We start from the raw sequence: 26,865 nt of genomic DNA on the forward strand, positions 1-26,865 counted from the left end.
AGAGCGGGGAGAGGGAGAGATAAGGAGGCATCAATCTTTCGGCCGCAGCTTCTCGACTTCGGCGTCGCTGGGCAAATAGTCCGAGCCCTTCTTGTAAGACGCATCCACCATCACGCCCTTGCCATCCTTCTGCGCGGTCTTGCCGACAAAGGCACCGAGGGTCGACTGGTGGTCGATCTTGCGGAAGGTGATCTCGCCGAACGGTGACGGCATCGAAATGCCTTCGGCCGCCGCGATCATCTTGTCGGTGTCGGTCGAGCCCGCCTTCGCCAGGATCGCCGCGGCCGCCTTGATGGTCTGGTAGCCGACGATCGAGCCGAGGCGCGGATAGTCGTTGTATTTGGCCTGGTAGGCCTTCAGGAACGCATCGTGCTCAGGCGTCTTGATCGAGTACCAGGGATAGCCGGTGACGATCCAGCCCTCCGGCGTCTCGTCCTTGAGCGGATCGAGATATTCGGGCTCGCCGGTCAGGAACGACACGACCTCGCGTCCCTTGAACAGGCCGCGGGTGTTGCCTTCACGCACGAGCTTGACGAGGTCAGGACCGAAGGTAACGTTGAGGATGGCTTCCGGATTGGCCTGCGCCACCGCCTGCACCACCGGGCCCGCATCGATCTTGCCCTGTGGCGGCCATTGCTCGTCGACCCACTGGATATCGGGGCGCTTCTCCGACATCAGCTTCTTGAACACCGCGACCGCCGACTGACCGTATTCGTAGTTCGGCGCGATCGTCGCCCAGCGTTTTGCCGGCAGCTTGGACGCGGCTTCGACCAGCATCGCAGCCTGCATGTAGTTCGAGGGACGCAGGCGGAAGGTGTACTTGTTGCCCTTTGCCCAGGTCACGGCGTCCGTCAGGGGCTCGGCCGCGAGGAAAAACACTTTCTTCTGGTTGGCGAAGTCAGAGACCGCAAGGCCAATGTTAGACAGGAACGTGCCCGTCAGCATCGCGACGCCTTCGCTGGAGACGAGCTCGTTGGCCGCGGTCTGCGCGTCCGCCGGCTTGCCGCCGTCATCCTTGGAGACGACCACGAGTTTCTTGCCGTTGATGCCGCCTGCGGCGTTGATCTCTTCGACCGCGAGCTGCCAGCCCTTGCGGTAGGGTTCGGTGAAGGAGGGCAACAGCGAATAGCTGTTGATCTCGCCGATCTTGATGTCCTCAGCCAGGGCCGAATGGCCCATGCCGGCAGCCAGAAGCGCGAAGGCCGCGCCGACGAAATAATTTCTTGCTCGCATCCCAACCTCCAGTTTTGAACTTTATCTCTCGACCACGATCCTGCCGGAGAGACTGTGCCCGCCCTCCGGACTGTCCCTTATTTCAAGCCGTCTTCGCCCTTGATCTCGGCGACCGTCAGCCCACCGACGCGCGGCAGCGGACGGCCGCTGTCCGTGACGGCGACCGCAACCATGATCTCATTGGCGCGCGGCGCGTCGTTGATCTGCACCTCCATGCCGTCGAAATGGCTGCGCACGAAGGCAGCGTCCTTATGCCCAAGCGGAATGTCCAGCGTCGTGCCGGGGCCGCTGCGCTTCTTCGACGAGGGAATCAGCGCCGCGCCCTTGCTCAGCACCTTGCGCACCGGCGCGCCCATCTTGGGATGAAGGATGGCGGCGGCATGTTCCAGCTCGCCGTTCTCGCCGACGGCGGCGGCCTTGCCATAGCTCTGCGCCTTGGCGCCATCGATGCCGAGCGCAGCCACCGCGCGCTTTGCCAGCAAATCACCAAGCTCCTCGCCGATCGCGATCAGCGGCGAGAGATCCTCGACATATTTTCCGGCAAAGGGATTTTCGATCACGGCGATCGCCGCCGCACGCCGGGTCGGCGGCGAGACCTGGCGGCCCATCTCCATCTGCGTCTCTTCGACGACGGTAACGATCTTGCGGATGATCGCGCTCATGCTTCGCTTCCCTGTTCAGGCACTGACCGCGTTCTCAAGCACCAGCGGGCGCGGCCGTTGCTCTTCTATATCCTTAGGTCCGATGACAAGCATATCACCACAAAGCCTGAGCACGGCCCCCTCGATCAATCCGCGATCGAATAATTGACGTGCACATTCCGCGCCAGTTTCGAGCGCGGTGGCGATCTCTTCCTGCGACAATTCACCGACGTCGCTGACAACCAGACGCGTGCCGAGATCGCTGTCGGGCTGAAGCTCGTTGGCGGGTTGCCTGACGATGGCGGAATGTCCGGGCAGATCGACGGAATTGGCTATCACGGTCGCGGCCGCGTCGGCCTGCGAGGCCGTTGCCGCCATCACCGTCACCGCATCGGCAATGCCGAGCGAAAAGCTGCGCCCGTGACGTCCGCTGGTCGCGATGCCGCGGACCGGATCGTCGGCATCGACCCTCATGGCGTGCATCACGCCGTCGCGATCGGGCCGATCCATCAGGCCGACGGAAAAATGCTGGCCCGCGCCGAGGTGCAGCGCGATATCGCCGCCATTGTTGACATAGGCCTGATCGAGCGTCGCGACATGAAGCATCGCGCCGAGAATTTCTTCGGCCACGCTGCCTGCCACTGCAGCCATCGGCGTGATGAAGCGATCCCAGGCGTAGGGCGTAACGGCAGCATACATGCGCCGGGCCACCGTACCGGTCAGCGTACACGCCGCGGGCAGCGCCGCCCTCCGCAATTCCGGCAGCTCCGCGCAGAGCTCGTCGAGCAGCCCGGTGAACCGGCGCGCCGCAGCCTCGTACGCCGCGTGCACCTGATGCTCGCCCCCCCTCGCCTCGACGATCAGATCAATCGGTCCATCCTGCAAATGCAGCCGCCGGCCATCAGACAGCAATGCGATTTGCGGGAGGCGTGTCATGCCCGCCGTCCCGGGATCGGGTTCTGCCAGGGGAGCGGACGGACATCATCGCCACCCCTCACCTCGGACAGCGGCTTGACGTAGTCCATGTGCCCGCCGAGTGCAGCATAGTCGGACAGTTTCATCGTGAATTCGATCGGCGCGACCAGCGCCGGCGTCGGCACATAGCCGAACGCGCCCGCGGGCATTTGGGTCACATCGACCATGTAGGTGATGCCGCCGCCCGGCCAGACATAAACCGCCGCACCGCCGCTGGTGACGCGCGTCAGCGCATCCTTCACCGAGCGCGTCAGCCGCACCGGATTGTCGGTGACGCCGGCACGCAAGGACCCGCCCGCACCGGCCATGAACAGCACCGTGCACAGCGCCGGCTCGCAATTTTCCTGGATACGCTCGACCGAGAATTTCAGATCGACCGGCATCTCCGTCTCGACCGGCTTCAAGGCCTCGTCGAGCACGTAGTAAGAGGAATGCTCGCCGGTCGTGGACACCATCAGCATCGAGAGGCCGGGCTTGGCCTCCTTGGCGTCGAACGGACCGAGGATCGCCAAGGGATCGGAAATATTCGTGCCGCCCCATCCGGTGCCGGGATCGGCGACCTGGAAATAGCGGCCGGGCGTCGAGCGCCGGCCCTTCATCTTGATGCCGGTGTCGGCGATGTCGAGCAGTTTTCCCGCCTGATGCTCGCTGAGCACGCCGGTGATGTGGTCGTCGACCACGACGACCTCGTCGACCTTGCCATGCCATTGCTTGGCGAACATGCCGATGGTCGCCGAGCCGCAGCCGACGCGCATGCGCTCTTCTTTCACGCCGTTGACGATCGGCGGCTGGCCGGCCTGCACCACCACGCTGGCGCCGCCGTCGATGGTCAGCTCCACCGCCTTGCAATTGGCGAGATCCATCAGCGTGTCGCAGGTGACGCGCCCTTCTTTCTTGGAGCCGCCCGTGAGATGATGCACGCCGCCGAGCGACAGCATCTGCGAGCCGTATTCGCTCGTCGTGACATGGCCGACCGCCTCGCCCTGCGCGCGCACGGTCGCGGTCTCAGGCCCGAGATAGCGGTCGGTGTCGATCTTCACCTTGACGCCGCAATAGGAGAAGATGCCCTCGGTGACGACAGTCACCATGTCGACGCCGTCGACCTCGGAGGAGACGATGAAGGGCGCCGGCTTGTAGTCGGGATAGGTCGTCCCTGCGCCGATCGCGGTCACGAAGGTCGAGGGCTCGTGGACGAGCTTGCCGTCCCAGTCTTCGCTGCGGCTGAACGGCACCAGCTTGCCGCCCTGCGACACCGTGCGCTCGAGAATGACGTGCGGATCGACGCGGACGAGCTTGCCGTCGTGGTTGGCATAGCGGTCGCAGGCGCCCGCCGCGCCCGGCTTGATGTAGCACATCACCGGACAGGCATCGCAGCGGATCTTGTCGGTGGCCGCGCTCGTTGTTTCCATCACCATGTCAAAGCCAGCAGACAGTGCGGTTATCATTCGTGTACGAACGATGTTGCGCGCGGTCCCGATAGCTGTCAAGCGGCGCCGCGCGCGAAAAGGCGCGCCTGCCGAATAAAACCTCATTTGCCTCCCTGCCTTGTCCACAAAGCGGGCAGCCACGCTGCACTGCGGCATGACGGCTTGCACGTTTGTGTACAAACGGTATCGTCGCGACGTAGAAATTTCGCGATCGCAGGGTTTGGGAACGAGGATGACGCAGCCACCGATCCGCCTCGCCGTGAACGGCAGGATCCACGACGTTACGGCGGAGCGCCAGACGCCGCTGCTCTACGTGCTGCGCAATGATCTCGGACTCAACGGGCCCAAATATGGATGCGGCCTGGGTGAATGTGGCACCTGCACTGTCCTGATCGACGGCGCGGCCGCCCGCGCCTGCGTCATTCCGGTCAGCGGTTGCGCCGGGCGCGACATCGTGACGCTCGAAGGCCTCGGCACAAGCGATAAGCCTGACGTGGTGCAGCAGGCCTTCATCGACGAGCAGGCCGCGCAATGCGGCTACTGCCTCAACGGCATGATCATGACCACCAAGGCGCTGCTCGCGATCAACCCGCAGCCGACTGAGCAGGAAGCGCTGGCCGCGCTGCGCTACAATCTCTGCCGCTGCGGCACGCATGTGGAAATCCTGCGCGCCGTGATGCGCGCCTCTAGCCAGCTCGCCGAGGCCCGTGATTGATGGCCTCTCCCGTTTCGAATGCAGCTGAGCGAGGTTCGCTCATCGTCGTCCGCACGGTGGACGAGGTCACGTCGGAAACCTTCATCCGCATCACCGCGGACGGTTCGGTCACGGCCTATAACGGCCATGTCGATCTCGGCACGGGAATCCGCACCGCGCTCGGCCAGATCGTCGCCGAGGAACTGGACGTCTCGTTTGCGCGTGTCGTCGTGGTGCTCGGCGACACCGCGGTCGTGCCGAACCAGGGGGCGACGATTGCCAGTGAAACCATCCAGATCACGGCCGTTCCGCTGCGCAAGGCCGCAGCACAAGCACGACAATTCTTGATCGCGCGCGCGGCCGAGCGACTGGAGCTGCCGGAAACCGAGCTCAAGATCGAAGACGGCCTCGTGCGCGGCCATAATCGCAGCGTCAGCTATGGCGAGCTGATTGGTGGCGAAACCATTCGCCTCGAACTGGCCGACGACGTGCAGGTCAAGGCCGTCAGCGACTACGCCATCGTCGGCCAGTCGATGCCGCGCGTCGATCTTCCCGCCAAGGCCACGGGCGAATTGACCTTCGTGCACGATATCCGCTTGCCGGGCATGCTGCATGGCCGTGTAGTCCGCCCGCCCTATTCCGGCGTCGATGCCGGCCCGTTCGTTGGCACAAGCTTGATCGCAGTCGACGAATCCTCCGTGCGTGATGTCCCCGGCCTCATCGCCGTCGTGCGCATCGGCGATTTCGTCGGCGTGGTCGCTGAGCGCGAGGAGAATGCGATTCGTGCGGCCGAGCAGCTTAAAGTGAGCTGGAAGCCGACGCCAAAACTCACCGATCTCGCCGATGTCGAGACAGCGCTTCGCGCCCATCCGTCGATACCCCGCACGCTGATCGACAAGGGCGATGTCGATGCTGCGATCTCAGGCGCCACCAAGCCGATGCAACGCACCTACGTCTGGCCGTACCAGATGCATGCCTCCATCGGCCCGTCCTGCGCGGTCGCGGATTTCCAGGACGGCAATATTCGCGTCTGGTCGGGCACGCAGAATCCGCACGTGCTGCGCGCCGATCTCGCACTGCTGATTGAACGTCCCGAGAGCGAGGTGGAGGTCATCCGTCTCGAAGCCGCCGGCTGCTACGGCCGAAACTGCGCCGACGACGTCACAGCGGATGCGCTGTTGCTGTCGCGCGCGGTCGGTCGTCCTGTGCGCGTGCAGCTGACGCGCGAGCAGGAGCACGCCTGGGAGCCCAAGGGCACGGCACAGCTCATCGACGTCAACGGCGGCCTCGATGCCGATGGCGGCATCGCCGGTTACGATCTCGCCACGCGATATCCCTCGAACGCCGCGCCGACGTTGGCGCTGCTGCTCACGGGGCGCATCTCGTCCGAGCCCGCCGTGCTCCAAATGGGCGACCGCACCGCGATCCCGCCTTACGATTACGACCACATGCGCGTCGTCGCCCACGACATGGCGCCGATCGTGCGCGCCTCCTGGTTTCGTGGCGTCTCGGCGCTACCGAACACCTTTGCGCATGAATCCTACATCGACGAGGCCGCGACCGAGGCCGGCGTCGATCCCATCGAATACCGCCTGCGCTATCTCAAGGACCAGCGCGCCGTCGATCTCGTCAATGCGGTCGCCGAACGCGCGGGCTGGATGCCGCGTCCGATACGCAAAGAGCAGGACGGCGAGATCGTGCACGGGCGCGGCTTTGCTTATGCGCTCTACGTCCACAGCAAGTTTCCCGGCTATGGCGCCGCGTGGTCGGCCTGGGTTGCCGACGTTGCCGTGAACAAAACCACCGGAGATGTCAGCGTCACGCGCGTCGTGGCCGGTCAGGACTCCGGCCTGATGATCAATCCGGACGGCGTGCGCCACCAGATCCACGGCAATGTGATCCAGTCTACGAGCCGCGCGCTGATGGAGGAGGTCTCGTTCGAGCGCGGCGCGGTGACAGCGCGGGAATGGGGTGCTTATCCGATCATCCCGTTCCCTGAGGTGCCCAAGATCGACGTCCTGATGCTACCGCGTCAGGACCAGCCGCCGCTCGGCGTCGGCGAGTCCGCGTCAGTGCCGAGCGCTGCGGCCATCGCCAATGCGATCTTCGACGCCACCGGCGTACGCTTTCGCGAGCCACCGTTTACACCCGAACGCATCCTGAAGGGGTTGCACGGCGAAATGTCGCCGGCGCCGCAAGCCCTACCTGCGCCCGCAACGCCCAAATGGTCCCGCATCTGGGAGAACCCGTTCGCCAAACGCGCCGGCGTCTTCGCAACGATCGCGGCCGTCTGCACCGCCGCGATCGGCATCGGCGCCGCGCTTCTGCCCGGGCGTGCGATCGCGCCGGTCGCCCGGCCCGATGCGTCGGTCTATTCCACTGCAACGATCGCGCGCGGCGCGCAGCTTGCGGCGCTTGGCAATTGCGCGGAGTGCCACACCAACATCAGCGGCGGGGTCAACGCAGGCGGCCGCGCGCTGGAGACGCCGTTCGGCACGATCTATTCGACCAACATCACGCCCGACGTCGAGACCGGCATTGGCGCCTGGTCCTATCCCGCCTTCGAGCGCGCGATGCGCGAGGGGCTGCATCGCGACGGCCGGCAACTCTATCCCGCCTTCCCCTACACTCACTTTTCAAGAACCAGCGACGCCGACATGCAGGCGCTCTACGCTTACCTGATGGCGCAGCCTGCGGTGCGCGCAACGGCACCTGCGAACACGCTCGCCTTCCCGTTCAACTTCCGCCCGCTGCTCGCGGGCTGGAATGCATTGTTCCACGACACCAAAGAGTTCAAGCCCGATCCCGCAAAGTCCGAGCAATGGAACCGCGGCGCCTATCTTGTCGAGAGCCTCGGCCATTGCAGCGCCTGCCATTCGCCGCGCAATGCTGTTGGCGCCGAGCAGAGCCAGGCCTATCTCGCCGGCGGCTTTGCGGAAGGTTGGGAAGCGCCGCCGCTGACCTCGCTCTCGCATGCGCCCATCCCGTGGAACGAGGACGAGCTGTTTACTTATTTGCGCACCGGTCATTCGCGCTATCACGGCGTCGCGGCCGGTCCGATGGCGCCCATCGTGAGGGATCTCAAAGCCCTGCCCGATCAGGACATCCGCGCGATGACGGTGTATCTCGGCTCGTTCAACGACGCCGCGACTGATGCGCCGGCACTCGCGGCAAAGCTCGAAAGCGCAACACAAGTCACCGCGACATCATCTTCAGGCGCGCGGCTCTATCAGGGCGCCTGCGCCGTCTGCCACGAGGTCGGCGGCCTGCCGCTGTTCGGCAGCCGTCCCTCGCTCGCGCTCAACAGCAATTTGCACAGCGCGACGGCGGACAATCTCGTGCAGGTGATCCTGCACGGCATCACCGAACCCGCATCGAGCGATCTCGGCTACATGCCCGCGTTTGGGAATAGCATGAGCGATGCGCAGGTCGAGGAGCTTGTCACCTTCCTGCGCGGACAGTTCGCACCGGATAAACCGACATGGACCGGCGTGCGCGAGACGATCGTACGGGTACGAGCGTCAACCGCACACTGAATCAAGCGTGCTTCTTCATCTCCACCGGTGGCGTGCCGTGGGTGTGGAAGGACTCGATCGTCTTCAGCCCCCAGGCCTGGCCCTTCTTGCGCTCCTCTTCCGTCCATACGATCGGCTTCCAGTCGGGCGCGAGGATCAGGCGCGCGCCGGCATTGGCGACTTCGACACGGTTGCCGCCGGGCTCGTAGACATAGAGGAAGAAGGTCTGCTGGATCGCGTGCTTGTGCGGCCCGGTCTCGATATGCACCCCGTTCTCCAGGAAGATGTCCGCCGCGCGAAGAATTTCCTCGCGGCTGTCGAGCGCGTAGGTGACGTGGTGGAAGCGACCGGGCGTCCCGGAATGGTCGAGCGAATAGGCGAAATCGTAGCTCTTGTTCGACATGGTCAGCCACATCGCAGCCTCGCGGCCGTCATTGAGCACGATCTGTTCGGTGAGGCGGCAGCCGAGATAGTTTTCGAAGAACTCGCGGTTGGCCTTGATGTCGACGGCGAGGCAGTTGAGATGGTCGAGCCGGCGGACATTGACGCCGCGCGCGGGAAAACGCTGCGCCTGGTTCTTCAGCGCGGGCTTCAGCTCCGGCGGCGCCTGATACCATTCGGTCTCGTAGTAGAGCTCGACGATGTGTCCGTCAGGGTCGCGGCAACGGAACGTCGGCCCCTGCCCCATGTCGCCGTCGATCCAGCCGATGTCGAAGCCCGAGCCCTTGAGCGCGGCGACGCGACGTTCCAGCGCCTGCTGGCTGCGCGCGCGCAGCGCCATGTGCTCCATGCCTGAGGTCTTCGAGGCCGTGAGTTTGAGCGAATAGCGCTCGTAATCGTCCCAGCCGCGCAAATACACCGACTCGCCCTTCCGTCCGCTGATGGTCATGCCCATGACGTCGACGAAGAACTTCAAGCTCTCGTCGGGCTTGGGTGTCAGCAATTCCATGTGGCCGAGATGGGCGAGATCGAGGATCGGTTCGGGCTGCATAATTCCTCCAAAACTTGGCTGCGATCCCTTTTGCGGGATCGCGCAATCGGGCGCGCGGCACAATGATCATCGGCGCGTCCGAGGCAGGCGATCGGCCTGCGGTTCATTTGTACTAATGTACAAATGATTAGGTCTCGTCAACAAATCAACGCATGCCGCCTGCGACCGGCGCCGTTCGGCGGTTGAGAGCAGCCATCTCTTTCAAACGGCGGACGGACTGCCCGGATGGTAAAATCTTCCTTAACTCGAATTGGGGCTCTCAGGCCTACAAAACCAGCATTTTCGGACAAATTCCGCCCACGAGTATGCATTCGGAACAAGCCTAATGGCCGGATTGTAGCGGATTTAACAAAGCGACCGCGTCTGCCGTTTAACCGTTTGTGCAGCGACGACCCCGCATAGTCAGCAAAACAGTCTGACTTTTCAGGTTCATCCATCGTGACATCCTTTGGACGCGTGATTTCGGTACGTGGATCGCTCGCCCGGGTCGGGCTTCTGGCGCAGAGCCAGATGTCGATCTCGGAAGCTCGGGCCACCGTCGGCCGCTTCGTCAGCATCCGTTGCGCCAGCTCGGTCATCGTCGCCATGATCACCGAGGTGTCCTGCGAGAACCTGTCGGGCGCCGGCGACTACATCGCGATCGCCTCGGTCGACCTGCTGGGCGAAATCCTCAACGCCGCCGACAAGGCCAAATTCCAGCGCGGCGTCACCAATTATCCGACCATCGGCGATGCCGTCGATCTGATCACGAGCCAGGAGCTGCGCACGATCTACGCGCCGACCGGGTCGGACCAGATCAATGTCGGCTTCCTCCAGCAGGACCGCTCGGTCATCGCCTATGTCGACATCGAGGAAATGCTGTCCAAGCATTTTGCGGTGCTGGGATCGACCGGCGTCGGTAAATCGACCGGCGTGTCGCTGCTGCTCAACGAGATCCTGAAGGCGCGCCCGAACCTGCGCATCTTCCTGCTCGACGTGCACAACGAATATGGTCGCTGCTTCGGCGACCGCGCGCTGGTGCTCAACCCGCGAAACCTGAAGCTGCCGTTCTGGCTGTTCAACTTCGAGGAAATCGTCGACGTGCTGTTCGGCGGCCGCGCCGGCGTGCCGGAGGAGCTGGACGTCCTCGCCGAGGTCATCCCGATCGCCAAGGGCATCTACACGCAATATCAAAACACCGATCGCCTCGGCTTGAAGCGCATCGATCCCAAGCAGATCGGCTTCACCGTCGATACGCCGGTGCCATACCGCCTGGTCGATCTGATCTCGCTGATCGACGAGCGCATGGGCAAGCTGGAAAACCGCTCCTCGCGCATCATCTATCACAAGCTGATCTCGCGCATCGAAGCGGTCCGCAACGATCCGCGCTATGCTTTCATGTTCGACAACGCCAACGTCGGCGGCGACACCATGGCCGAAGTGATCAGCCATCTGTTCCGCCTGCCCGCCAACGGCAAGCCGATGACTGTGATGCAGCTGGCCGGCTTCCCGGCCGAGGTCATCGATTCCGTCGTGTCGGTGCTGTGCCGTATGGCGTTTGACTTCGGCCTGTGGAGCGACGGCGTCTCGCCGATGCTGTTCGTCTGCGAGGAAGCGCACCGCTACGCCTCCGCCGACCGCAATATCGGCTTCGGGCCGACCCGCAAGGCGGTCTCGCGCATCGCCAAGGAAGGCCGCAAATACGGCGTCTATCTCGGGCTGATCACGCAGCGCCCCGCAGAGCTCGACGCCACCATCATCTCCCAGTGCAACACGCTGTTCACGATGCGTCTTGCCAACGACCGCGACCAGGCACTGCTGCGTGCCGCCGTCTCGGATGCGGCCGCGAACCTGTTGTCCTTCGTGCCGTCGCTCGGCACCCGCGAGGTGCTGGCGTTCGGCGAAGGCGTCGCCCTGCCGACGCGCCTGCGCTTCAAGGAAGTGCCGCCGCATCAATTGCCGCGCGGCGAGGCCACCATCTCGAGCGTTCCCTCTGTCACCTCCGGTCACGACATGCATTTCGTCGGCGCCGTGCTCGAGCGCTGGCGCGGTGCGACCTCGCAGCGCGACGTGCCGAACGATCCGGTATTCGCAGCCCCGCCCGCCAAGACGCTCGCGCCGGCCGAAACGCCGATGCTGCAGCCTTCGATGGGCCTCGACCCCGACCGCTTCTCGCTATTGAAGAAGCCGCTGCGCTAAAGCATGATCCGGAAAAATGCGAAGCGGTTTTCCGAAACGATCATGCTCAAACATTAACCGAAGGCGCGATGACGATTCATCCTTATCTCATCGCGCTTGAGACGCCAGGGCACGCGTCAACTACCAGGCATATCGCAGGCTCCCCGTGCCAGCGTAAGTCTGCGCCCTGCTCGCGAACTCGCCGTCGAACTTCGCAGACAGCGTGACGCCGTTGGCGAGCTTGAGCTCGGCGCCGGCCGAGGCAAGCGCGGCATTCTTCGTGGGCGTCGCACCGTTGACGATGAAGCTCGCGCCGGGAAGCGCCTGGAAAGCCGGGGCCAGGCTCGGATCGCTCACCCAGTCATGAGCCCAGGCAGCACGGGCCCGCAAGGTCAGGGCCGCATTGGGCGCGACCATGGTGGCGCGATCGAAGCGCGCACCGAGCTCGCTGCGTGCATCATAGGCAGCGCGGCCGTTATAGGCGAGAGCGAAGCCGCCGCCGGTGAGATCGGTCTCGCTATAGGACGGCGTGCGGAAGTTCTGGCCCTGCAACGCCGCGTACGGCGTCACACCGACAATCGAAGTCGCGAAACGATAGCCGCCCTCGAGGCGCGCACCGATGGTCTGGGCATTGAACTTGGCGGTGAGATGATCGCCGAGCGGCGCGAAGCGATCGGTCGACATCCAGTGATTGGCCGCAGCGATCGAGGCGGCGAGATAGGCCGGCCCCGAACGAACCGCCGAATAGACGCCGGCCTGGAACGCGTCGCTCTTGCCGCCGCCGATCCCGTTCGCCAGATCCCACTTGGTGCCGCCGCCGGACAATGCGATGCCGACCACGGCATTGCGGCTGAAATGATAATCGAGCCCGGCCGCGACGCCGGTCGCACGCGCCGTGAGATCCTGGCTGCCGACCACGGCATCGCCGCTCGTCTTGTTGTAGCCGCCGAACGCCGCGCCCCAGGCGGTCCAGCGTTCCTCGAAGGCTGGCGCCTTCATCGCCTTGTCGTAGGCCAGCGCGACATCCCCCGGCAGGCTCGCACGCTCGGGCGCGAAGCCGAACGCCGCCTGACCCGCTCCCCCGCCGAACCCACCGCGGCCATCGACGAACGGATTGAGCATCAGGCCGAGGAACTGCCCCGTGAACTGCAACGCGCCTTGCTGCGCGCCGCTCGCGGCCTCGCCCGAGAGCTGCGTCAATGCGGTGGCGAGATCTCTTCCAGTAAGACCGAACACGGTGACGAAGTTCGGCGTCAGCGTCCCCCCATTGTTGAAGAAGGCGTTGAGCGACGTGGCGACGTTCCGCTGGTTCTGATTGAGGCCGGCTCCGGGAAGCGTGCCGAGCGCGGCCGTGAGGTTCAGGAGCACATCGCTCGATGTATAGCTGAGGCTTTCGGCAAAGCCGGCCGGCACGTTGCCGCTGACGCCGCTGAACGTCGTGCCGCCGAGGCCGCCGGCCGCATGCAGGATCGTGTACTGCCTGACGGCATAGCTGCCAGCCGCAAACGCCGTCTGCACGCTGCCACCGGTCAGCGTCGCCGTGGTCAAGACCTTGGCGATCGAGGCGGTCGAGGGATCGAGATGCACCAGATAGATCGCGCCGGATTGAAACGCGAGGCTGCCCGAAATCGCGAGCGCGCCGCCGGGCGTGCCCGAGCCCGGGGCCAGCGTGCCACCGCTCTTCACGACCACATCGCCGACGGTGCCGGTACCCCCGAGCACGCCGCCGTTCACCCTGACGATCGCGAACATGAAGCCGTTGACCAGAACGGTGCCGGCCTGGATGTCCAGGGACGAGGCATCGGCTGTGGCACCCGTCAGCGTCCAGGTCGACGTCCCGGTCTTCTCCAGCTTGTCGAACTGGCGGAACTGGCCGCTCGGACCAAAGTTCGAAAGATCGAACGTCTGGTCGACCGCCCCACCGAAGCGCAAAGTATTGATTCCGGCGCCGCCCAGGACCTGTCCCGTGATGTCCGATCCGGCACGAAGTTCGAAGAGGTCGTTGCCGCCCTTCAAGTCGACGGCCACCCCGAAGGCATTCCCGTTGATCACACCGGAATTGATGACGGTGTCATCATTGTTCGAGCCGAGGATTGCGTGGCTCGAGGCACTCGAGATCTTGCCTGCATTGTTGATGACATTCCCATTGCCGGCCCCGCTGAGCAGGATTGCCGGTTGGTCGGCAGCTAGAACGGTGCCGCCCGACAGGATGTTCACCTGATTGTTGGCCGAACCATTGACGATGCTGATCGCATTGGTGCCGAAAAAGAGGCTTCCAACGCCGCCTCCGATGTTGACCGTGTTGTTATTCGAGCCATCAAGCCCGAGCGACGAAGCGCCGAACGCGTTGCCGGTGCCCAGGACCGCCCCAGCATTCACCGCGACCGTATTGTTGTCGCTGAGCGTCAACAGGATTCCTGTATTGTTGGACGATAACGCGGCAATATTCTTCACAATGATCGAGCTGCTTGTCGCATTAAGGAATTTGACGCCCGGCAGACCTGCGCCGTCCAAGACAGTGGGCACGCTGCCGTCTCCGACATTGACCGTAACGCCGCTCGCCCCGCCTGCCGTTGCAACGGCGGTGTTGCCTAAGCCCGTGCAGGTCGCAGTGTCTCCGGACTGGAGCCCGGTCTGGACCCCGCCTCCGGTCACCACACATGCGGCTTCCGCGGGTGCCGTGAACCACGACAGCATCACCCCCGCGGCAAACGTGCCGGCGGCGGCGCGCCATCGGCGCATGACACTCCCGGTTGGCGACGGCCCTGCTCCAAACATCATTGATTCCTCAGCGCTTCCGATATCGGAGCACCGTAGGGTGACGCTCCGCCGAGCGCTTGGTCAGGAAGGAAGCGCGGCGCGGACAGGAAAGAAGCGTCGAGCGGTTTCGGAGCCGTGTTGCGAGCGCGCCACAGGAGAGCGGGACTCGAGAGAAGTCCAATTGGACCGGAGGGAAATTACGATCCTACCGCGCGGGACCTGCGCCTGATCGACCTGGCGCCCGGGACTATCCTTCCCGAACCAGTTGCTCGCGCGAAGGATCGACTAGGGTGTCCTCGTGTGGCAAGTTGTCGCGCGACGGCCTCGTTTCGGCCGGCAAGTGCAAACCGGATCAGAGGGGGCAACGTCAGTGCCGAAAATCGTCGGCGACGATGGAGCAAAACCGGAGACCGTTGCGCCAACGATTCCACAATCCGTGTTCGATTTGACGACGTTGCCCGCCAAAGATGCCGTCGCCGCCTGGCAGGAGGGCCTCGGCAGCATGTACAATATCCGCCTCCACCGTGACGAGGCGGATGAGCCGCTTCGCATTCGTACCAAGGCTTACCACTTCGACGGTTTCATCCTCGGCGACCTGCAGGTTGGCGTTAAACAGGACGTCGCGCGCTCGCGCTCGCGCTACGCACGAGACGGACTCGACGGCTACACGCTTCACTTTCATAGCAAGGAATGCGTCGCTTCCGCCGAGAACCGATCGCACGAGCTTGTGCAGTCCGGCGACCTGCTGATCCTCGACCAAGCGCAGACAAGCTCCTCCAAGCTCAATGGCCAGGACGATCTCTATATGGTCGTACCGCGCCCGATGCTGGCTCCGCTGCTGAAAGCACCGGATGAGCAGAACGCTCGCATCATCTCCGGGAAGAACCCGTTGGTCATGCTGTTTCGCAGCCATTTGCATGCGTTGCACCGGGCTGGAGCCGAGCTCCATCCGGAAGCTGCAACCGCCCTCAACCGCCCGACACTCGAGCTCGCAGCGGCGGCAATTAATGCGACGGTTCGCGAAGAGAATTCGGTCGGACCGCAGATGATTTTGACGGCGGAAATCTGCCGCTATATCGACGATCATGCGATCGATACTGATCTGACGGTCGACAAGATCGCCGCCGCCTTCAGCATGTCAGAGCGGAGGCTTTACTATCTCATGAGCATTCATGGCGGCGTTGCAGCCTATATCCAGAAAGTCAGGCTGCGCCGCGTGCGCACTGCGCTCATCGATCCGGCCTGTCGGCACAGGACAATTGCTGAGATTGCGGAAGGCTACGGGTTCACGGACCCCACGAATTTCAGCCGTGCCTTTCGCCGCACGTTCGACATGAGTCCACGCGCAGTGCGTGCCTTTGCAAGCGCCGGCTGGCAGGGCGAGGTTTCCACACGCCATGGCTCCCGCACGATCTGGGACTGGATGCGCCGCATTTAATGCCCGCCGCGAAGGTGGTTCGCAGAACCGAACCTTGCCTGCACTGTTTCGGGCGACGCGATCGGATGTCCGCCCGCGACGGCTTTTGCAATATCTGACGATTTTCTTGCAGCAGACGACAAATCGGCGGCGCTGCCTGCCGACGCACTTGAGTCCAGGACTTCCAACTCTCTAGGTTGAGCACGGACGAAGCCTTCGCTCGCGGAAGGCACCTTTTTTGAGGCGCGCCGATGTCTTGGCGCCTACGTCGGCAGAATTGTGTTGGGAGGGAAATTGTCCGGCGAACCTAATTTCAGCAGACTGCAATTCGATCTGCCCGAGACGTCCGATCGCAAGACGCTGGAATGGATTCGGGAGGAGTTCGGCCGCCGGCACTTCAGGGTGGATATCGAACCTGACGCCGAAGCCCCGCTCCGCTTGAACGGCACCAGTCGGTTCCTGTCCGACTTCTCCCTCTACCGTGGCAAGTGTTCGCCGCTGCGTAGTCGCACGCTGGTCGACACGTCCGAGGGAGGCGACTTCATCGTCACCGTAGCCCTCGCCGGCGAGGTGTCGCTACATGCGGGTGACGATAATCTCGTGCTTCAGCCGGGTCAGGCCCTGATCGGACGAGACAACGCAGCAAGCTTTCTTCGCACAGGGCGGGACGCCGAATTCATGACGATATCAGTGCGGCGCCATCTGATCGAACCACTCGTCCCGAATTTCTCGGAACTGACGCAAGCGCCGCATGCCGGCGACGCTCAGGCCATTCGGCTCTTGATCGGCTACCTGCGCATGCTCGAAACCGAGGAGGCGATCGACGACCCGGAGATGCGACATGTCGTGACAACCCATGTGCAGGACCTGGCAGCGCTGACGCTCGGCACGACGCGCGATGCTCAGGCTTTCGCCGAACAGCGTGGCGGTCGCGCCGGCCGGCTGGCGACGGTCAAGGCCGATATTCTTTCCAATCTGAAGAACCCCGAGCTGTCGGTGGCAAGCGTTGCCGCCCGCCAGGGCTTGACGCCACGCTACATTCACATGTTGTTCGAAACCGAAGGCGTCACCTTCTCGGAATATGTCGTCGCCATGCGGCTGACACGGGCGCACCGGATGCTGACCGATCCGCGCCTCGCCGATCGGATGATCCATGCAATCGCCCTCGATGCCGGCTTCAGCGATCTCTCATATTTCAACCGCACCTTCCGTCGCCGCTTCGGCGTGACGCCGTCGGAGGTCCGCGCGGTGGCCTTGCGGCGAGAATAGCTTCCGCCGTCATGCCCCGGCTTGATGTTGAGGCGCCCGCCCGCATCGACTATGTTTGCCAGCCCCAAGCCGGAATCCATGCCCATGACAAAGCCTGCGCAACGCTTCGCCGCACCCGCCATCGACAGCCTGCCCGACGACATCCGCACGCGCCTGCTCGCCGTGCAGGAAAAGAGCGGCTTCGTGCCCAACGTCTTCCTGACGCTGGCCTATCGCCCCGACGAATTCCGCGCCTTCTTCGCCTATCACGACGCACTGATGGAGAAGGACGGCGGGCTCACCAAGGCCGAGCGCGAGATGATCGTGGTGGCGACCTCGGCCGCCAACCAGTGCCAATATTGCGTGATCGCCCATGGCGCGATCCTGCGCATCCGCGCCAAGAATCCGCTGATCGCCGACCAGGTCGCGATCAACTACCGCAAGGCCGATATCACGCCGCGCGAGAAAGCCATGCTCGATTTCGCGATGAAGATTTCGACCGACGCACAGCGGATCGCCGATGAGGATTTTGCCGCATTGGCTCCGCATGGCTTCAGTAACGACGACATCTGGGACATCGCGGCGATCTCGGCCTTCTTCGCGCTGTCAAACCGTTTGGCGAATTTCACCGGCATGCGGCCGAACGAAGAATTCTATCTGATGGGCCGCCTGCCCAAGACTGAAAAGAAATGATTGAGCTCGACTGGCCCGAAATCCTGCTGCGCCTTGGCGTCGCGACGCTTGCCGGCAGCGCGATCGGTCTCAACCGCGATCTGCACGGCAATCCGATCGGACTGAAGACGCTCGGCATCGTCAGCCTCTCCACCGCGACCGTGGTGCTGCTGGCACTGCAACTCTCCGAGCCCGGCAAGGTCATCGATGCCACCAGCCGGGTGATCCAGGGCATCCTCACCGGCATCGGCTTCCTCGGCGCTGGCGTGATCGTCCATGAAAGCGACCGATTTCGCGTCCGCGGTCTGACCAGCGCCGCCTGCACCTTCCTTGCCGCCTGCCTCGGTGTGGTCTGCGGCGCCGGGCAACGGAAGATCGTTGCAGTCTCGCTGGGGCTCGCCTTTGTGGTGCTCACGATCGGTCGCCGCATTGAGCATCACCTGCACCGGATGCTCGGAGGCAAGGACCAGCCGCACGAGGACACCAGGCAGACCTAGCGGCCTTTGCTCAAATCTTCCGCTCGCTTATTGGTCCGAAGCACCGATAATTACCGCGAAACTTCGCGGTTGTCGGCGATCCCGCGACCGTTCGAACCCGAGAGACACCATGGATAGCAGCACTCACGACCCCGGCAACGTCACGTTCGACTTCCGCGAACTGTCGGCGCGCGACAAATACAAGCTGCTGATCGGCACCGTCGTGCCGCGGCCGATCGCGCTGGTGACGACGGTCGATCTTCAAGGGAAGATCAACGCCGCGCCGTTCAGCTTCTTCAATTGCCTGTCGGCCGATCCGCCGATCCTTGCGCTCGGCGTCGAGAACCACCCGGACATGCGGTTCAAGGACACCGGCCTCAACATCCGGCTGACCGAGGTCTTCACCGTCAACATCGTCTCGCACGCCATTGCCGAAGCGATGCATGTCTGCGCCGTGCCGTTCGCGCCTGATCATGATGAACTCGAGGCTGCAGGCCTGACCGCCATGCCCGGCAAGACCGTGGCGTCACCCTGGATCAAGGAGGCGCCGGCGGCATTCGAATGTCGCCGCCATGTCACCCTCGAACTCGGCAAGTCGCGCCAGATCATCCTCGGCGAAATTCTGTTCGCGCATTACCATTCGGACGTCGTGGATGCCGAGCGCCTGCACATCGACCCGGCGAAGCTCGATGCCATCGCCAGGCTCGGCGGCAGCACCTGCTCCACCATTCGCGACCGTTTCGACATGGAGACACCGACGCTGGATGACCATTGGAGCCAGCGGCAGTCCTAGTTGAGGGTCGACAACGGGGTTCGTTGCTCCGCGAGCTCTATACTGCTCGCGAGCTCGGACCTCGAGAAAAGAGCGGCTCTCGCTCAAAGGGGTGCGTTACAGCGCGCAGGCTTATAAGTTTTCGCATCGGAGGAACAATCGTGCCCTCTCCGCGTCTCGCGCGAAGGCGCCGGAACTAGCCGTCTGCCGGCTCTTCGACCTCGAGCGTGATCGAGATTTTCAGGCACGGCGCATGTTCGTCCTCGCGCACGTCGACGACGACCTGGTCGGCGCTGCCGGCCACGAATGCTTCGCGGGCGATGGATGCGCCGGTCAGCATCGCCTCCTTGCGGGCAACGTCGACACTGGCGAAATTCTGCCCATCCTCGTCGCGGATGAGACGGCTATCTTCATGGATGTCAAAATGAAAGCGCGGCATCCGGACCTCAAAGGGTTGGCGACTGATGGAGGTAACGGTCGTCGAAATCCGCCAGTTCCTGAAATTTTCGCTCATCGAGCACGGTGACCCGGCCGCGATTGAGTTCGACGATCCCCTCCTGGCGCAGCTGCCTGATCACCCGGTTGGCGTGAACCGCGGTGATCCCCAGGGCTTCGCCGATCTGCTCCTGGGTCAGCGGCATCTCGAAATTGCCGCCGTCGACGCGGCCTATCACCCTGAGACGTTCGCGCAGCTCGATCATGACGTGGGCGAGGCGCGCGGGCGCGGGGCGTTGGCCGACATTGACGATCCATTCGCGAAACATCGCCGCATCGATCAGCGTGTCGCGCCAGAACAGTTCGGCGATACCCGGGCGGCGGCGATGCAGCTTCTGCAGTGTCTCATGGCTGATGAAGCCGAGCGTCGCTGGCGTCAGCGTCGACAGATCATGGTCCATCACGTGCAGGAACAGGCTCATGAGATCGGGGATCTCGCCGGGAATGTGCAGCGAGAGGATCTGCCGCTTGCCGTTCGCGATCGTCTTGGAACGCGCGCAGAATCCGTCCGCAATCAGGCAGCAATCGGTCGCCCGCTCACCGTCGCGCACGACCGCCGTCTCGGCCGGATAGTGCCGGACCGAGATCGGCAGCGCCTCGATTTCCTTGATGTCCTCGTCCGCGATTGCGGACGAGAGGCGCAGGCGCTCGATGAGCGCCGCGCGGATCGCGTCGCTGGGCACTGTGTTTGGCTCCGGTCATGGAGATGGAACTGTTAGCGCCGCAGCGCCGTCAGAACGGAAACCCGCGATCGCCTTGCCCGGTTCCAACAAAAGTTAAGGACGCGACTTGCCACCTCATGGTCTGCTTGGCCCTCGAAAGGGCAAATCATGACCAAGAAACGCAACCGTACGCGCCCAGCCCTGTCACTCCAGGAGCGCCTGAACAAGTTCACGGAAGACGCTCGCGCCGCAGCCAGAAACTTGCCGGCTGGCGCCGAGCGCCACGCGTTGCTGCAGAAGGCCCGCGACGGTGAAGCCGCTGCCGACATGGAGCGACTGCTCTCCTCGCCGGATCAGCAACATCCGAAGTAATTCCGCCGCGACGTTGCTTGCGACGACGAGGCGCTACGCTGCTAGTGCTTCGTCATCAACGGAAGCGCCGGCGCAAATCGCTCCTCAAACGTCAAAGTCCTCGCCTGGTGAACCGCAGCGAACGACGCCGAGATACCAGCTGAAGCGACTACGACCAAAGCAATTCCGAAAATCAGACGACGCATGTGAGCCTCCTGTATGAGCTCCACCACCCTACGTAAGTGGGCTGGTTCTGTTTCAGGACGGTTTCATCGGCGCGGAAAATGATTGCGTTCAAGCGGCTGTGATCCGATCCGGCTCACGGGACCGCATGTCGTAACCAACTAATCAGTGTCGTTGTCGTCAGACGGCGCGGGCGGTACCGGGAATTTTACGCCCGTGGTCACGATCGAGACTCGCAAGACGGCCGCGACAAGCAGGAGCTGCTCGCGTGCAGCGTCTTCGAGGAAGACTCACATGAAAATCGTCATTCAAAGGCTCAATGGACTGTGGCACCTCGTCGTCGGCTCGTATCGAATCCGCACGCCCTTCCTGGAGACCCAGGACCGCGCGCTGGTCGTGACATACGCCAGGCGTGCCTACCCCGGCGCCAAGATATTCCAGCGCGACTGATGCGAACGCTGCGCGCCTAATCGTCCGATGCCGGCCCGCACCAGCCGGGCAGGTAGATTGCGTCCTTGCTCTTGGCCGCGGCCAGCGCCTTCTCGAGTGCCTTGTCGAAATTGACGTCCACGGCCTTGCGCGTCAGCTTGCGGCGCAGGAAGTCGGCCCACAGAAATTCGGAGAACGGCGTGGTGTCCTTGGCGAAGCCACCCATGCGGCGGAGCTCGCCGGCGAGGCTGCGGAACGGATCGTCCTTGAGGTCGGCGACCGATTTCGGCAGATCTCGGAACGAGCGACGCTCGCCCTTGGAGTCGTAGGGATAGACCCAGCGCTTGTTGTCCATCACGCCCCAGAACGCCTCTTTCTCGACCATGCGAAGGTCGCCTACCACCGTCACCAGCACCTGTTTGATGCCCTCGTCGTGCAGCGCGCGGCCGAGATGGTGATGGTCGATCACGTAGTAGCGCCCGTCAGGTCCGGCGACGACGGGGATCATGTGGGTGCCGAGCAGGTCGGCCTGCTTCTTCTTGCCGTGCTCGCGCCAGCGCTTGCGCTTCTCCTTGACCTCGCGCATGCCGACCGTCATCTGCGTCGGCCGAAGCGACAGGATCGGTACCGGGTGCACTCTCGGCTCGCGCGCATTGGTCGTCATGATCGAGGGCCTCGTCTGGTTGCAGGCTGTCGTCCGGGTTCCCGATTATGCCATGGGTCTTGCGACGGCAACATGCGTTCGAGGCATCAAGCGCGATGCGACCAGCTCTGTTGCGGCGCAACCCCAGAGGTCCCTGATGCCGGGATGACAACCGGGCCCGTGATGGGGCGCTTCTGTCCTGGACGATCATGCGAACGCGCAATACACGTGCGCGTTGAGAAGATTTTCTGCACCCCCGATGTCGCCTATGCTATCTAAAAATCGCTGCTTCGGAGTAATCCCCGCCCCATGAAATCCCAGCGGCCCATAACCTCGGACGACGAGCACCGGGTGCTCCAGTTCAGGCCGCGCACGACGCCCTCTCCGGCGATCCATCGGGGCAGCGGTGTCGTCCAGAAGCTGCATGCAGCGACGCCCGAGCCGCTCGACCTGTCGCGCTACGAGCAGCCCCGCGCCGAGCCCGACGATTTCCGGCATCGCATGCTCGCCAATATCGCCGCGCTTGCCTTCACCATCGCCTTGACTGCGATCGGGATCTGGCTTGCGGTCAGCATCGCCGATTTGCGCCGCACCCAGGATTGCGTCCTGATGGGCCGACGCGACTGCGTCAAGATCACGACGCCACACATCTAGGCCCGGCCTGTCCAGGCAGGGCCTGGCGCCCGTAGCCTGCCCGCGGCGGGTTATCCCCGGCTGGGGCCTTGCTGACAGGCATCCCCAGGCCTGTCCACGGCCCTGTCCGGCTCCATTGAACTCAGGGCGGCGCTCCGATATACGGGCTCTCGACCCATCCAGAGGGGGGTTTGAGGGCGTCATCAGGGGCGCGATGCCCACCCACCGTGCCACTCTGGGAAATCTGAAAAATACCCGCAATATATCAAAGGCTTAGTGATGTCTTCCACATTCGATCAGGTCGCTACGATCATCGCTGAAACCTGCGACATCCCGCGCGACACGATCACGCCGGATAGCCATGCCATCGATGACCTCGGCATCGACAGCCTCGATTTCCTGGACATCGCGTTCGCGATCGACAAGCAGTTCGGCATCAAGCTACCGCTGGAAAAGTGGACCCAGGAAGTCAACGACGGCAAGGCGACCACCGAGCAGTATTTCGTGCTGAAGAACCTGTGCGCGCGCATCGACGAGCTGGTTGCCGCCAAGGGCGCGAGCGCCTAATCGGGCGGCCATGCAACTCGAATACTTCCACATGATCGATCGCATCGTCGACCTCAAGGTCGACGAGAAGACGATCGTCGTCGAGGCCCAGGTCCCCAAGGAGAGCACCATCTTCGAGGGGCACTTCCCGGGCTATCCCCTGATGCCCGGCGTGCTGCTGATCGAATCGATGGCGCAGGCCTCGGGCTTTCTCCTGCTTGGCGTTCTGAAGTTCGAGCGCATGCCGATTCTCGCCGCCGTGAAGGAAGCCAAGGTGCGCGGCTCGGTGTTTCCAGGCGACCTCATGACGCTCGAAGCAAGCGTCGCTCATGAGGGCTCGGGCTATGCGATGACCGAGGCGAAGATCCGGGTTGGCGGCAAGCTGCGTGCGAATTCGACGCTCACCTTCACGCTGATCCCGTTCCCCAATTCGGATATGCGCGGATACATGGACGCTGTCGCAGCCCGCGTCGGCTTTCCGCAACAGGCCGTTTCGCCATGACTGACACCGCCTCGAAGCCGGGCCAGACCGAAGTCTGGATCACCGGCATTGGTCTTGCCACCTCGCTCGGCGAAGGGCTCGACGCCAACTGGGCTGCGCTCCAGGAAAAGCGCATCAATGTCGACGAGAAGGGCTTTGCGCCCTTCATCGTGCACCCGTTGCTGCCTGTAAGCTTCGATAGCCAGATCCCGAAGAAGGGCGACCAGCGCCAGATGGAAGCCTGGCAGCGCATTGGCGTCTATGCGGCGGGCCTCGCGCTCGACTCGGCCGGCATCAAGGGCAACAAGGACATCCTGTCGAAGATCGACATGGTGGTGGCCGCCGGCGGCGGCGAGCGCGATCTCAACGTCGACACCGGCGTGCTGAACGCCGAAGCCAAGGGCGCCAATGCGCCGGGCTTCCTCAACGAGCGGCTGATGAGCGATCTCCGGCCGACGCTGTTTCTGGCCCAGCTCTCCAATCTGCTCGCCGGCAACATCGCCATCGTCAACGGTCTCGGCGGCACCTCGCGCACCTTCATGGGCGAAGAGGTAGCGGGCGCCGATGCGCTGCGCATCGCGCTGTCGCGCATCGCCTCGGGCGAGAGCGACATTGCGCTGGTCGGCGGCTCGCATAATGGCGAGCGCAAGGACCTGCTGGTCCTCTACGAATTCGGCGACTTCAACCTGAAGGACAAGTTCGCTCCCGTGTGGGCGCGCAAGGACCACGCCGGCTTCGCGCTCGGCTCGGCCGGTGCCTTCCTGGTCCTGGAGTCGAAAGCGCATGCAGAAGCGCGCGGCGCCAGGCCGTACGCAAAGCTTTCGAGCGTCGTGACCGATCTGGCCCGGCGCAAGCAGTCCGGCGACATGGAAGCGACGCTGGAGAAGCTCTGGGATAAGCTGCCCAAGCGCGACGGCAAGGGCGCGATCATCTCGGGCGCATCGGGCGCAGAGCCGGCGACTTCAGAGGAGCGCGACTTCCTAAAGAAGCACGCCGACTTCCCGGTGCGCGCGACCGGTACGATGTTCGGGCACACCATGGAAACGCAGTTCCCGCTCGGGATTGCGCTCGCGGCGCTCTCGATCTCGCGTGGCGCGCTGTTCCCGCCGAACGATTCGACCGGGACCGAGATTGAAATGCAGGGGGCGCCCACCCAGATTGTCGTGGTGGGATCCGGACACTGGCGCGGTGAAGGCATGGCGCTGGTCGAGGCAATTGACTAGCTCTGGCGGGGGATCGACATGACTGCACCACGCGACAAACTCGGGCGTCCCGTCGTCGTCGTCACCGGCATGGGCATCATGACCTCGCTCGGCGCCGGCAAGGCAGACAATTGGGCCAAGCTCGTCGCCGGCGAATCCGGCATCCGCACCATCACGCGCTTTCCGGTCGATGGCCTGAAGACCACGATGGCCGGCACCGTCGATTTCGTCAGCGTCGATCCGTTCTCCTCGACCGGTCTCTCCGAGCGGATGGCTGAGCTTGTGACAGAAGAAGCGCTCGAGCAGGCCGGCATCGGCAACAAGGCTGATTTCCCGGGTCCCCTCTTCCTCGCGGTTGCGCCGGTCGAAGTCGAATGGCCGCAGCGCCGCGAGCTCGGCCGCGCCGTCGGCGCGCCCGACTTCACCTATGACGATTTGCTGCGCATCTCCGGCGGCGGCAAGTACAGCGCCTATCATCACCGCTTCATGTTCGGCTCGGTCGCAGCTCACCTCGCCGAGACCTTCGGCACCAAGGGCTCGCCGATCTCGCTGTCGACGGCCTGCGCATCCGGCGCGACCTCGATCCAGCTCGGCGTCGAGGCGATCCGCCGCGGCGAGACGAATGCGGCGCTGTGCGTCGCTACCGACGGCACCGTGAATCCGGAAGCCTTGGTGCGCTTCTCGCTGCTCTCGGCGCTGTCGACCCAGAACGATCCGCCGCAAGCGGCCTCCCGCCCCTTCTCCAAGAACCGCGACGGTTTTGTCATGGCCGAAGGCGCCGGCGCCCTGGTGCTCGAAAGCTATGAGGCGGCCACGGCGCGCGGCGCCAAGATTCTCGGCGTGATCGCCGGCTGCGGCGAGCTCACCGACTCCTTCCATCGCACCCGCTCCTCGCCCGACGGCAAGCCGATCATCGGCTGCATGAACAAGACGCTGGCTGATGCCGGCATGACGCCTGACCAGATCGACCACATCAACGCGCACGGCACCGCGACGCCCGAGAACGACAAGATGGAGTTCAACACGACCTCGGCCGTGTTCGGCGATCTCGCGCAGAAGATTCCGGTCACCTCCAACAAGTCGATGGTCGGCCACACCATCTCGGCCGCCGGTGCGGTCGAGGCGATCTTCTCGCTGCTGACGCTCGAGCATCAGCGCATTCCGCCGACCATCAACTACGAGACGCCGGATCCCACGATCCTGTTCAACGTGGTCGGCAACAAGGCGCGCGACGCTCGCGTCACCGCTGTGATGTCGAACTCGTTCGGCTTCGGCGGCCAGAACGCCTCGCTGATCCTGACCCGCGAACCGGCCTGACCGGACGCAGCATGGCGCTGATTTCTATCAGCACGAAGATTCGCGCGCGGAATGCAGCCAAATCGATCGCCGGAGGCCTGATCGGCGCCGCCACGGTCGGCATGCTGCGCACCACGCGCTATTTCGATCCGGTCAAGACCTCGGACTTTTTCGCGCGCGTCACCAAGCTGATCGGGCCGCGCCTGCGCGAGCATCGCATCGGCCGCGCCAACCTCACCGCGGCCTTTCCGGAAAAATCGCCGGAAGAGATCGAACAGATCCTGATGGGCGTGTGGGACAATCTCGGCCGCGTCGGCGCCGAGTTCGCCCATATCGACCATGTCTGGGATTACGATCGCGAGCATCCGGAACGCAGCCGGATCGAGCTGCCCAAGCGCACCATCGAGATCTACGACCGGATCAGGGACGACGGCAAGCCGGCGCTGATCTTCGCCGCGCACCTTGCCAATTGGGAATTGCCCGCGCTCGCCGCGCCCGCACATGGGCTCGATGCGGCGATCCTCTATCGCCGGCCGAACATCGCCTCCGCCGACCGCATCATCCAGGAGATGCGCCAGGTCAACATGGGCACGCTGATTCCCGCGGGCCGCGACGCACCCTTGCGGCTCGGACAGGCGCTCAGGGACGGCAAGCACGTCGCCATGCTGATCGACCAGTATCTGACCGGCGGCGTCGAAGTCACCTTCTTCGGCCGCAAGACCCGCGCCAACCCGACGCTGGCGCGCCTGCTCCGCCAGGTCGAATGCCCCATCCACGGCGTGCGCGTCATCCGCCTGCCCGGCTTCCGCTTCCGCACTGAGCTGACGGAAGAGATCCAGCCGGTGCGCGACGCCGAGGGCAAGATCGACATCCAGGGCACGACGCAGGCGATCACCAACGTCGTGGAAGGCTGGGTGCGCGAGCATCCCGAGCAGTGGCTCTGGCTGCATCGCAGGTGGCGGTAGG

At 63.9% G+C, this 26,865-nt stretch carries 25 protein-coding genes; 16 read left to right on the forward strand and 9 right to left on the reverse strand.

Annotated elements, in window-relative coordinates; all coding sequences use genetic code 11:
- Nucleotides 1-30: 30 nt before the first annotated feature.
- From L6639_RS02650 to L6639_RS02665, 4 genes are all read right to left on the reverse strand, one after another.
- Entirely contained in the window at nt 31-1,233 is a 1,203-nt protein-coding gene (locus tag L6639_RS02650; protein WP_237858692.1) for an ABC transporter substrate-binding protein, read from the reverse strand.
- Between the two features lie 77 nt (nt 1,234-1,310).
- The gene (locus L6639_RS02655) at nt 1,311-1,895 is read right to left on the reverse strand and encodes an amino acid synthesis family protein (protein ID WP_237858693.1); all 585 of its coding nucleotides are present in this window, start codon (nt 1,893-1,895) and stop codon (nt 1,311-1,313) included.
- 15 nt (nt 1,896-1,910) lie between these two features.
- Entirely contained in the window at nt 1,911-2,810 is a 900-nt protein-coding gene (locus L6639_RS02660) for a UPF0280 family protein (RefSeq protein ID WP_237858694.1), read from the reverse strand.
- Complete coding sequence (locus tag L6639_RS02665) at nt 2,807-4,264, reverse strand: 6-hydroxynicotinate reductase (protein WP_237858695.1); 1,458 nt, start codon at nt 4,262-4,264, stop codon at nt 2,807-2,809. The genes L6639_RS02660 and L6639_RS02665 overlap by 4 nt, the downstream gene beginning before the upstream one ends.
- A gap of 244 nt (nt 4,265-4,508) precedes the next feature.
- Here L6639_RS02665 and L6639_RS02670 point away from each other — a divergent pair, with 244 nt between their 5' ends.
- A complete protein-coding gene (locus L6639_RS02670) occupies nt 4,509-4,991 on the forward strand; it encodes a (2Fe-2S)-binding protein (protein ID WP_237858696.1) in 483 nt (160 codons plus the stop codon).
- Nucleotides 4,991-8,506 carry a molybdopterin cofactor-binding domain-containing protein gene (locus L6639_RS02675; RefSeq protein ID WP_237858698.1) on the forward strand — a complete coding sequence of 1,172 codons (3,516 nt, stop codon included), beginning with the start codon at nt 4,991-4,993 and terminating at the stop codon, nt 8,504-8,506. Before L6639_RS02670 ends, L6639_RS02675 begins: the two co-directional genes overlap by 1 nt.
- 1 nt (nt 8,507) lies before the next feature.
- On the opposite strand, the gene L6639_RS02680 is transcribed toward L6639_RS02675, so the two are convergent.
- Entirely contained in the window at nt 8,508-9,476 is a 969-nt protein-coding gene (locus L6639_RS02680) for a catechol 2,3-dioxygenase (RefSeq protein ID WP_212233398.1), read from the reverse strand.
- 438 nt (nt 9,477-9,914) lie between these two features.
- Here L6639_RS02680 and L6639_RS02685 point away from each other — a divergent pair, with 438 nt between their 5' ends.
- Nucleotides 9,915-11,654, forward strand: a complete 1,740-nt coding sequence (locus L6639_RS02685) for an ATP-binding protein (RefSeq protein ID WP_237858700.1) — start codon at nt 9,915-9,917, stop codon at nt 11,652-11,654.
- 120 nt (nt 11,655-11,774) lie between these two features.
- Here L6639_RS02685 and L6639_RS02690 read toward each other — a convergent pair whose 3' ends face one another.
- On the reverse strand, nt 11,775-14,375 hold the full coding sequence (locus L6639_RS02690) for an autotransporter outer membrane beta-barrel domain-containing protein (protein WP_237858702.1): 2,601 nt from the start codon (nt 14,373-14,375) through the stop codon (nt 11,775-11,777).
- 388 nt (nt 14,376-14,763) lie between these two features.
- On the opposite strand from L6639_RS02690, the gene L6639_RS02695 reads away from it, so the two are divergent.
- The 5 genes from L6639_RS02695 to L6639_RS02715 all read left to right on the forward strand — a co-directional run bounded on the left by L6639_RS02695 (nt 14,764) and on the right by L6639_RS02715 (nt 18,999).
- Nucleotides 14,764-15,831, forward strand: coding sequence for a helix-turn-helix domain-containing protein (locus L6639_RS02695; RefSeq protein WP_237858704.1), 1,068 nt, complete (start codon nt 14,764-14,766; stop codon nt 15,829-15,831).
- A 273-nt stretch (nt 15,832-16,104) separates the two neighbouring features.
- Nucleotides 16,105-17,079, forward strand: a complete 975-nt coding sequence (locus L6639_RS02700; protein WP_237858706.1) for an AraC family transcriptional regulator — start codon at nt 16,105-16,107, stop codon at nt 17,077-17,079.
- An 84-nt stretch (nt 17,080-17,163) separates the two neighbouring features.
- Nucleotides 17,164-17,751: a peroxidase-related enzyme gene (locus L6639_RS02705; protein WP_237858708.1), complete on the forward strand. Its 588-nt coding sequence runs from the start codon at nt 17,164-17,166 to the stop codon at nt 17,749-17,751.
- Nucleotides 17,748-18,227, forward strand: coding sequence for an MgtC/SapB family protein (locus L6639_RS02710; RefSeq protein WP_237858710.1), 480 nt, complete (start codon nt 17,748-17,750; stop codon nt 18,225-18,227). The genes L6639_RS02705 and L6639_RS02710 overlap by 4 nt, the downstream gene beginning before the upstream one ends.
- A gap of 109 nt (nt 18,228-18,336) precedes the next feature.
- Entirely contained in the window at nt 18,337-18,999 is a 663-nt protein-coding gene (locus L6639_RS02715; protein WP_237858713.1) for a flavin reductase family protein, read from the forward strand.
- Between the two features lie 175 nt (nt 19,000-19,174).
- Here L6639_RS02715 and L6639_RS02720 read toward each other — a convergent pair whose 3' ends face one another.
- Nucleotides 19,175-19,417: a DUF6894 family protein gene (locus tag L6639_RS02720; RefSeq protein ID WP_237858714.1), complete on the reverse strand. Its 243-nt coding sequence runs from the start codon at nt 19,415-19,417 to the stop codon at nt 19,175-19,177.
- Between the two features lie 7 nt (nt 19,418-19,424).
- Nucleotides 19,425-20,156 carry a Crp/Fnr family transcriptional regulator gene (locus L6639_RS02725; protein ID WP_237858717.1) on the reverse strand — a complete coding sequence of 244 codons (732 nt, stop codon included), beginning with the start codon at nt 20,154-20,156 and terminating at the stop codon, nt 19,425-19,427.
- A gap of 147 nt (nt 20,157-20,303) precedes the next feature.
- Here L6639_RS02725 and L6639_RS02730 point away from each other — a divergent pair, with 147 nt between their 5' ends.
- Nucleotides 20,304-20,507, forward strand: coding sequence for a hypothetical protein (locus L6639_RS02730; protein ID WP_237858718.1), 204 nt, complete (start codon nt 20,304-20,306; stop codon nt 20,505-20,507).
- A gap of 456 nt (nt 20,508-20,963) precedes the next feature.
- On the forward strand, nt 20,964-21,119 hold the full coding sequence (locus L6639_RS02735) for a hypothetical protein (protein WP_237858720.1): 156 nt from the start codon (nt 20,964-20,966) through the stop codon (nt 21,117-21,119).
- Between the two features lie 16 nt (nt 21,120-21,135).
- On the opposite strand, the gene L6639_RS02740 is transcribed toward L6639_RS02735, so the two are convergent.
- On the reverse strand, nt 21,136-21,762 hold the full coding sequence (locus L6639_RS02740) for a ParB-like protein (RefSeq protein WP_237858722.1): 627 nt from the start codon (nt 21,760-21,762) through the stop codon (nt 21,136-21,138).
- Nucleotides 21,763-22,050: 288 nt separating this feature from the next.
- Between L6639_RS02740 and L6639_RS02745 the strand changes: the two genes are divergently transcribed.
- The 6 genes from L6639_RS02745 to L6639_RS02770 all read left to right on the forward strand — a co-directional run bounded on the left by L6639_RS02745 (nt 22,051) and on the right by L6639_RS02770 (nt 26,864).
- Nucleotides 22,051-22,395 carry a hypothetical protein gene (locus tag L6639_RS02745; protein WP_237858724.1) on the forward strand — a complete coding sequence of 115 codons (345 nt, stop codon included), beginning with the start codon at nt 22,051-22,053 and terminating at the stop codon, nt 22,393-22,395.
- A gap of 258 nt (nt 22,396-22,653) precedes the next feature.
- Nucleotides 22,654-22,941 (forward strand): acyl carrier protein, encoded by a 288-nt coding sequence (locus tag L6639_RS02750; RefSeq protein WP_007592476.1) that lies wholly within the window; start codon nt 22,654-22,656, stop codon nt 22,939-22,941.
- Between the two features lie 10 nt (nt 22,942-22,951).
- Entirely contained in the window at nt 22,952-23,422 is a 471-nt protein-coding gene (locus L6639_RS02755) for a 3-hydroxyacyl-ACP dehydratase FabZ family protein (protein ID WP_237858726.1), read from the forward strand.
- The gene (locus L6639_RS02760) at nt 23,419-24,624 is read left to right on the forward strand and encodes a beta-ketoacyl-ACP synthase (RefSeq protein WP_237858728.1); all 1,206 of its coding nucleotides are present in this window, start codon (nt 23,419-23,421) and stop codon (nt 24,622-24,624) included. The genes L6639_RS02755 and L6639_RS02760 overlap by 4 nt, the downstream gene beginning before the upstream one ends.
- A gap of 18 nt (nt 24,625-24,642) precedes the next feature.
- Complete coding sequence (locus tag L6639_RS02765) at nt 24,643-25,920, forward strand: beta-ketoacyl-ACP synthase (RefSeq protein WP_237858730.1); 1,278 nt, start codon at nt 24,643-24,645, stop codon at nt 25,918-25,920.
- 11 nt (nt 25,921-25,931) lie between these two features.
- Nucleotides 25,932-26,864, forward strand: coding sequence for a lipid A biosynthesis lauroyl acyltransferase (locus L6639_RS02770; protein ID WP_237858732.1), 933 nt, complete (start codon nt 25,932-25,934; stop codon nt 26,862-26,864).
- Nucleotide 26,865 lies beyond the last annotated feature (1 nt).

Source organism: Bradyrhizobium zhengyangense, from assembly GCF_022012555.1.
Classification (GTDB): Bacteria; Pseudomonadota; Alphaproteobacteria; order Rhizobiales; family Xanthobacteraceae; genus Bradyrhizobium; species Bradyrhizobium zhengyangense.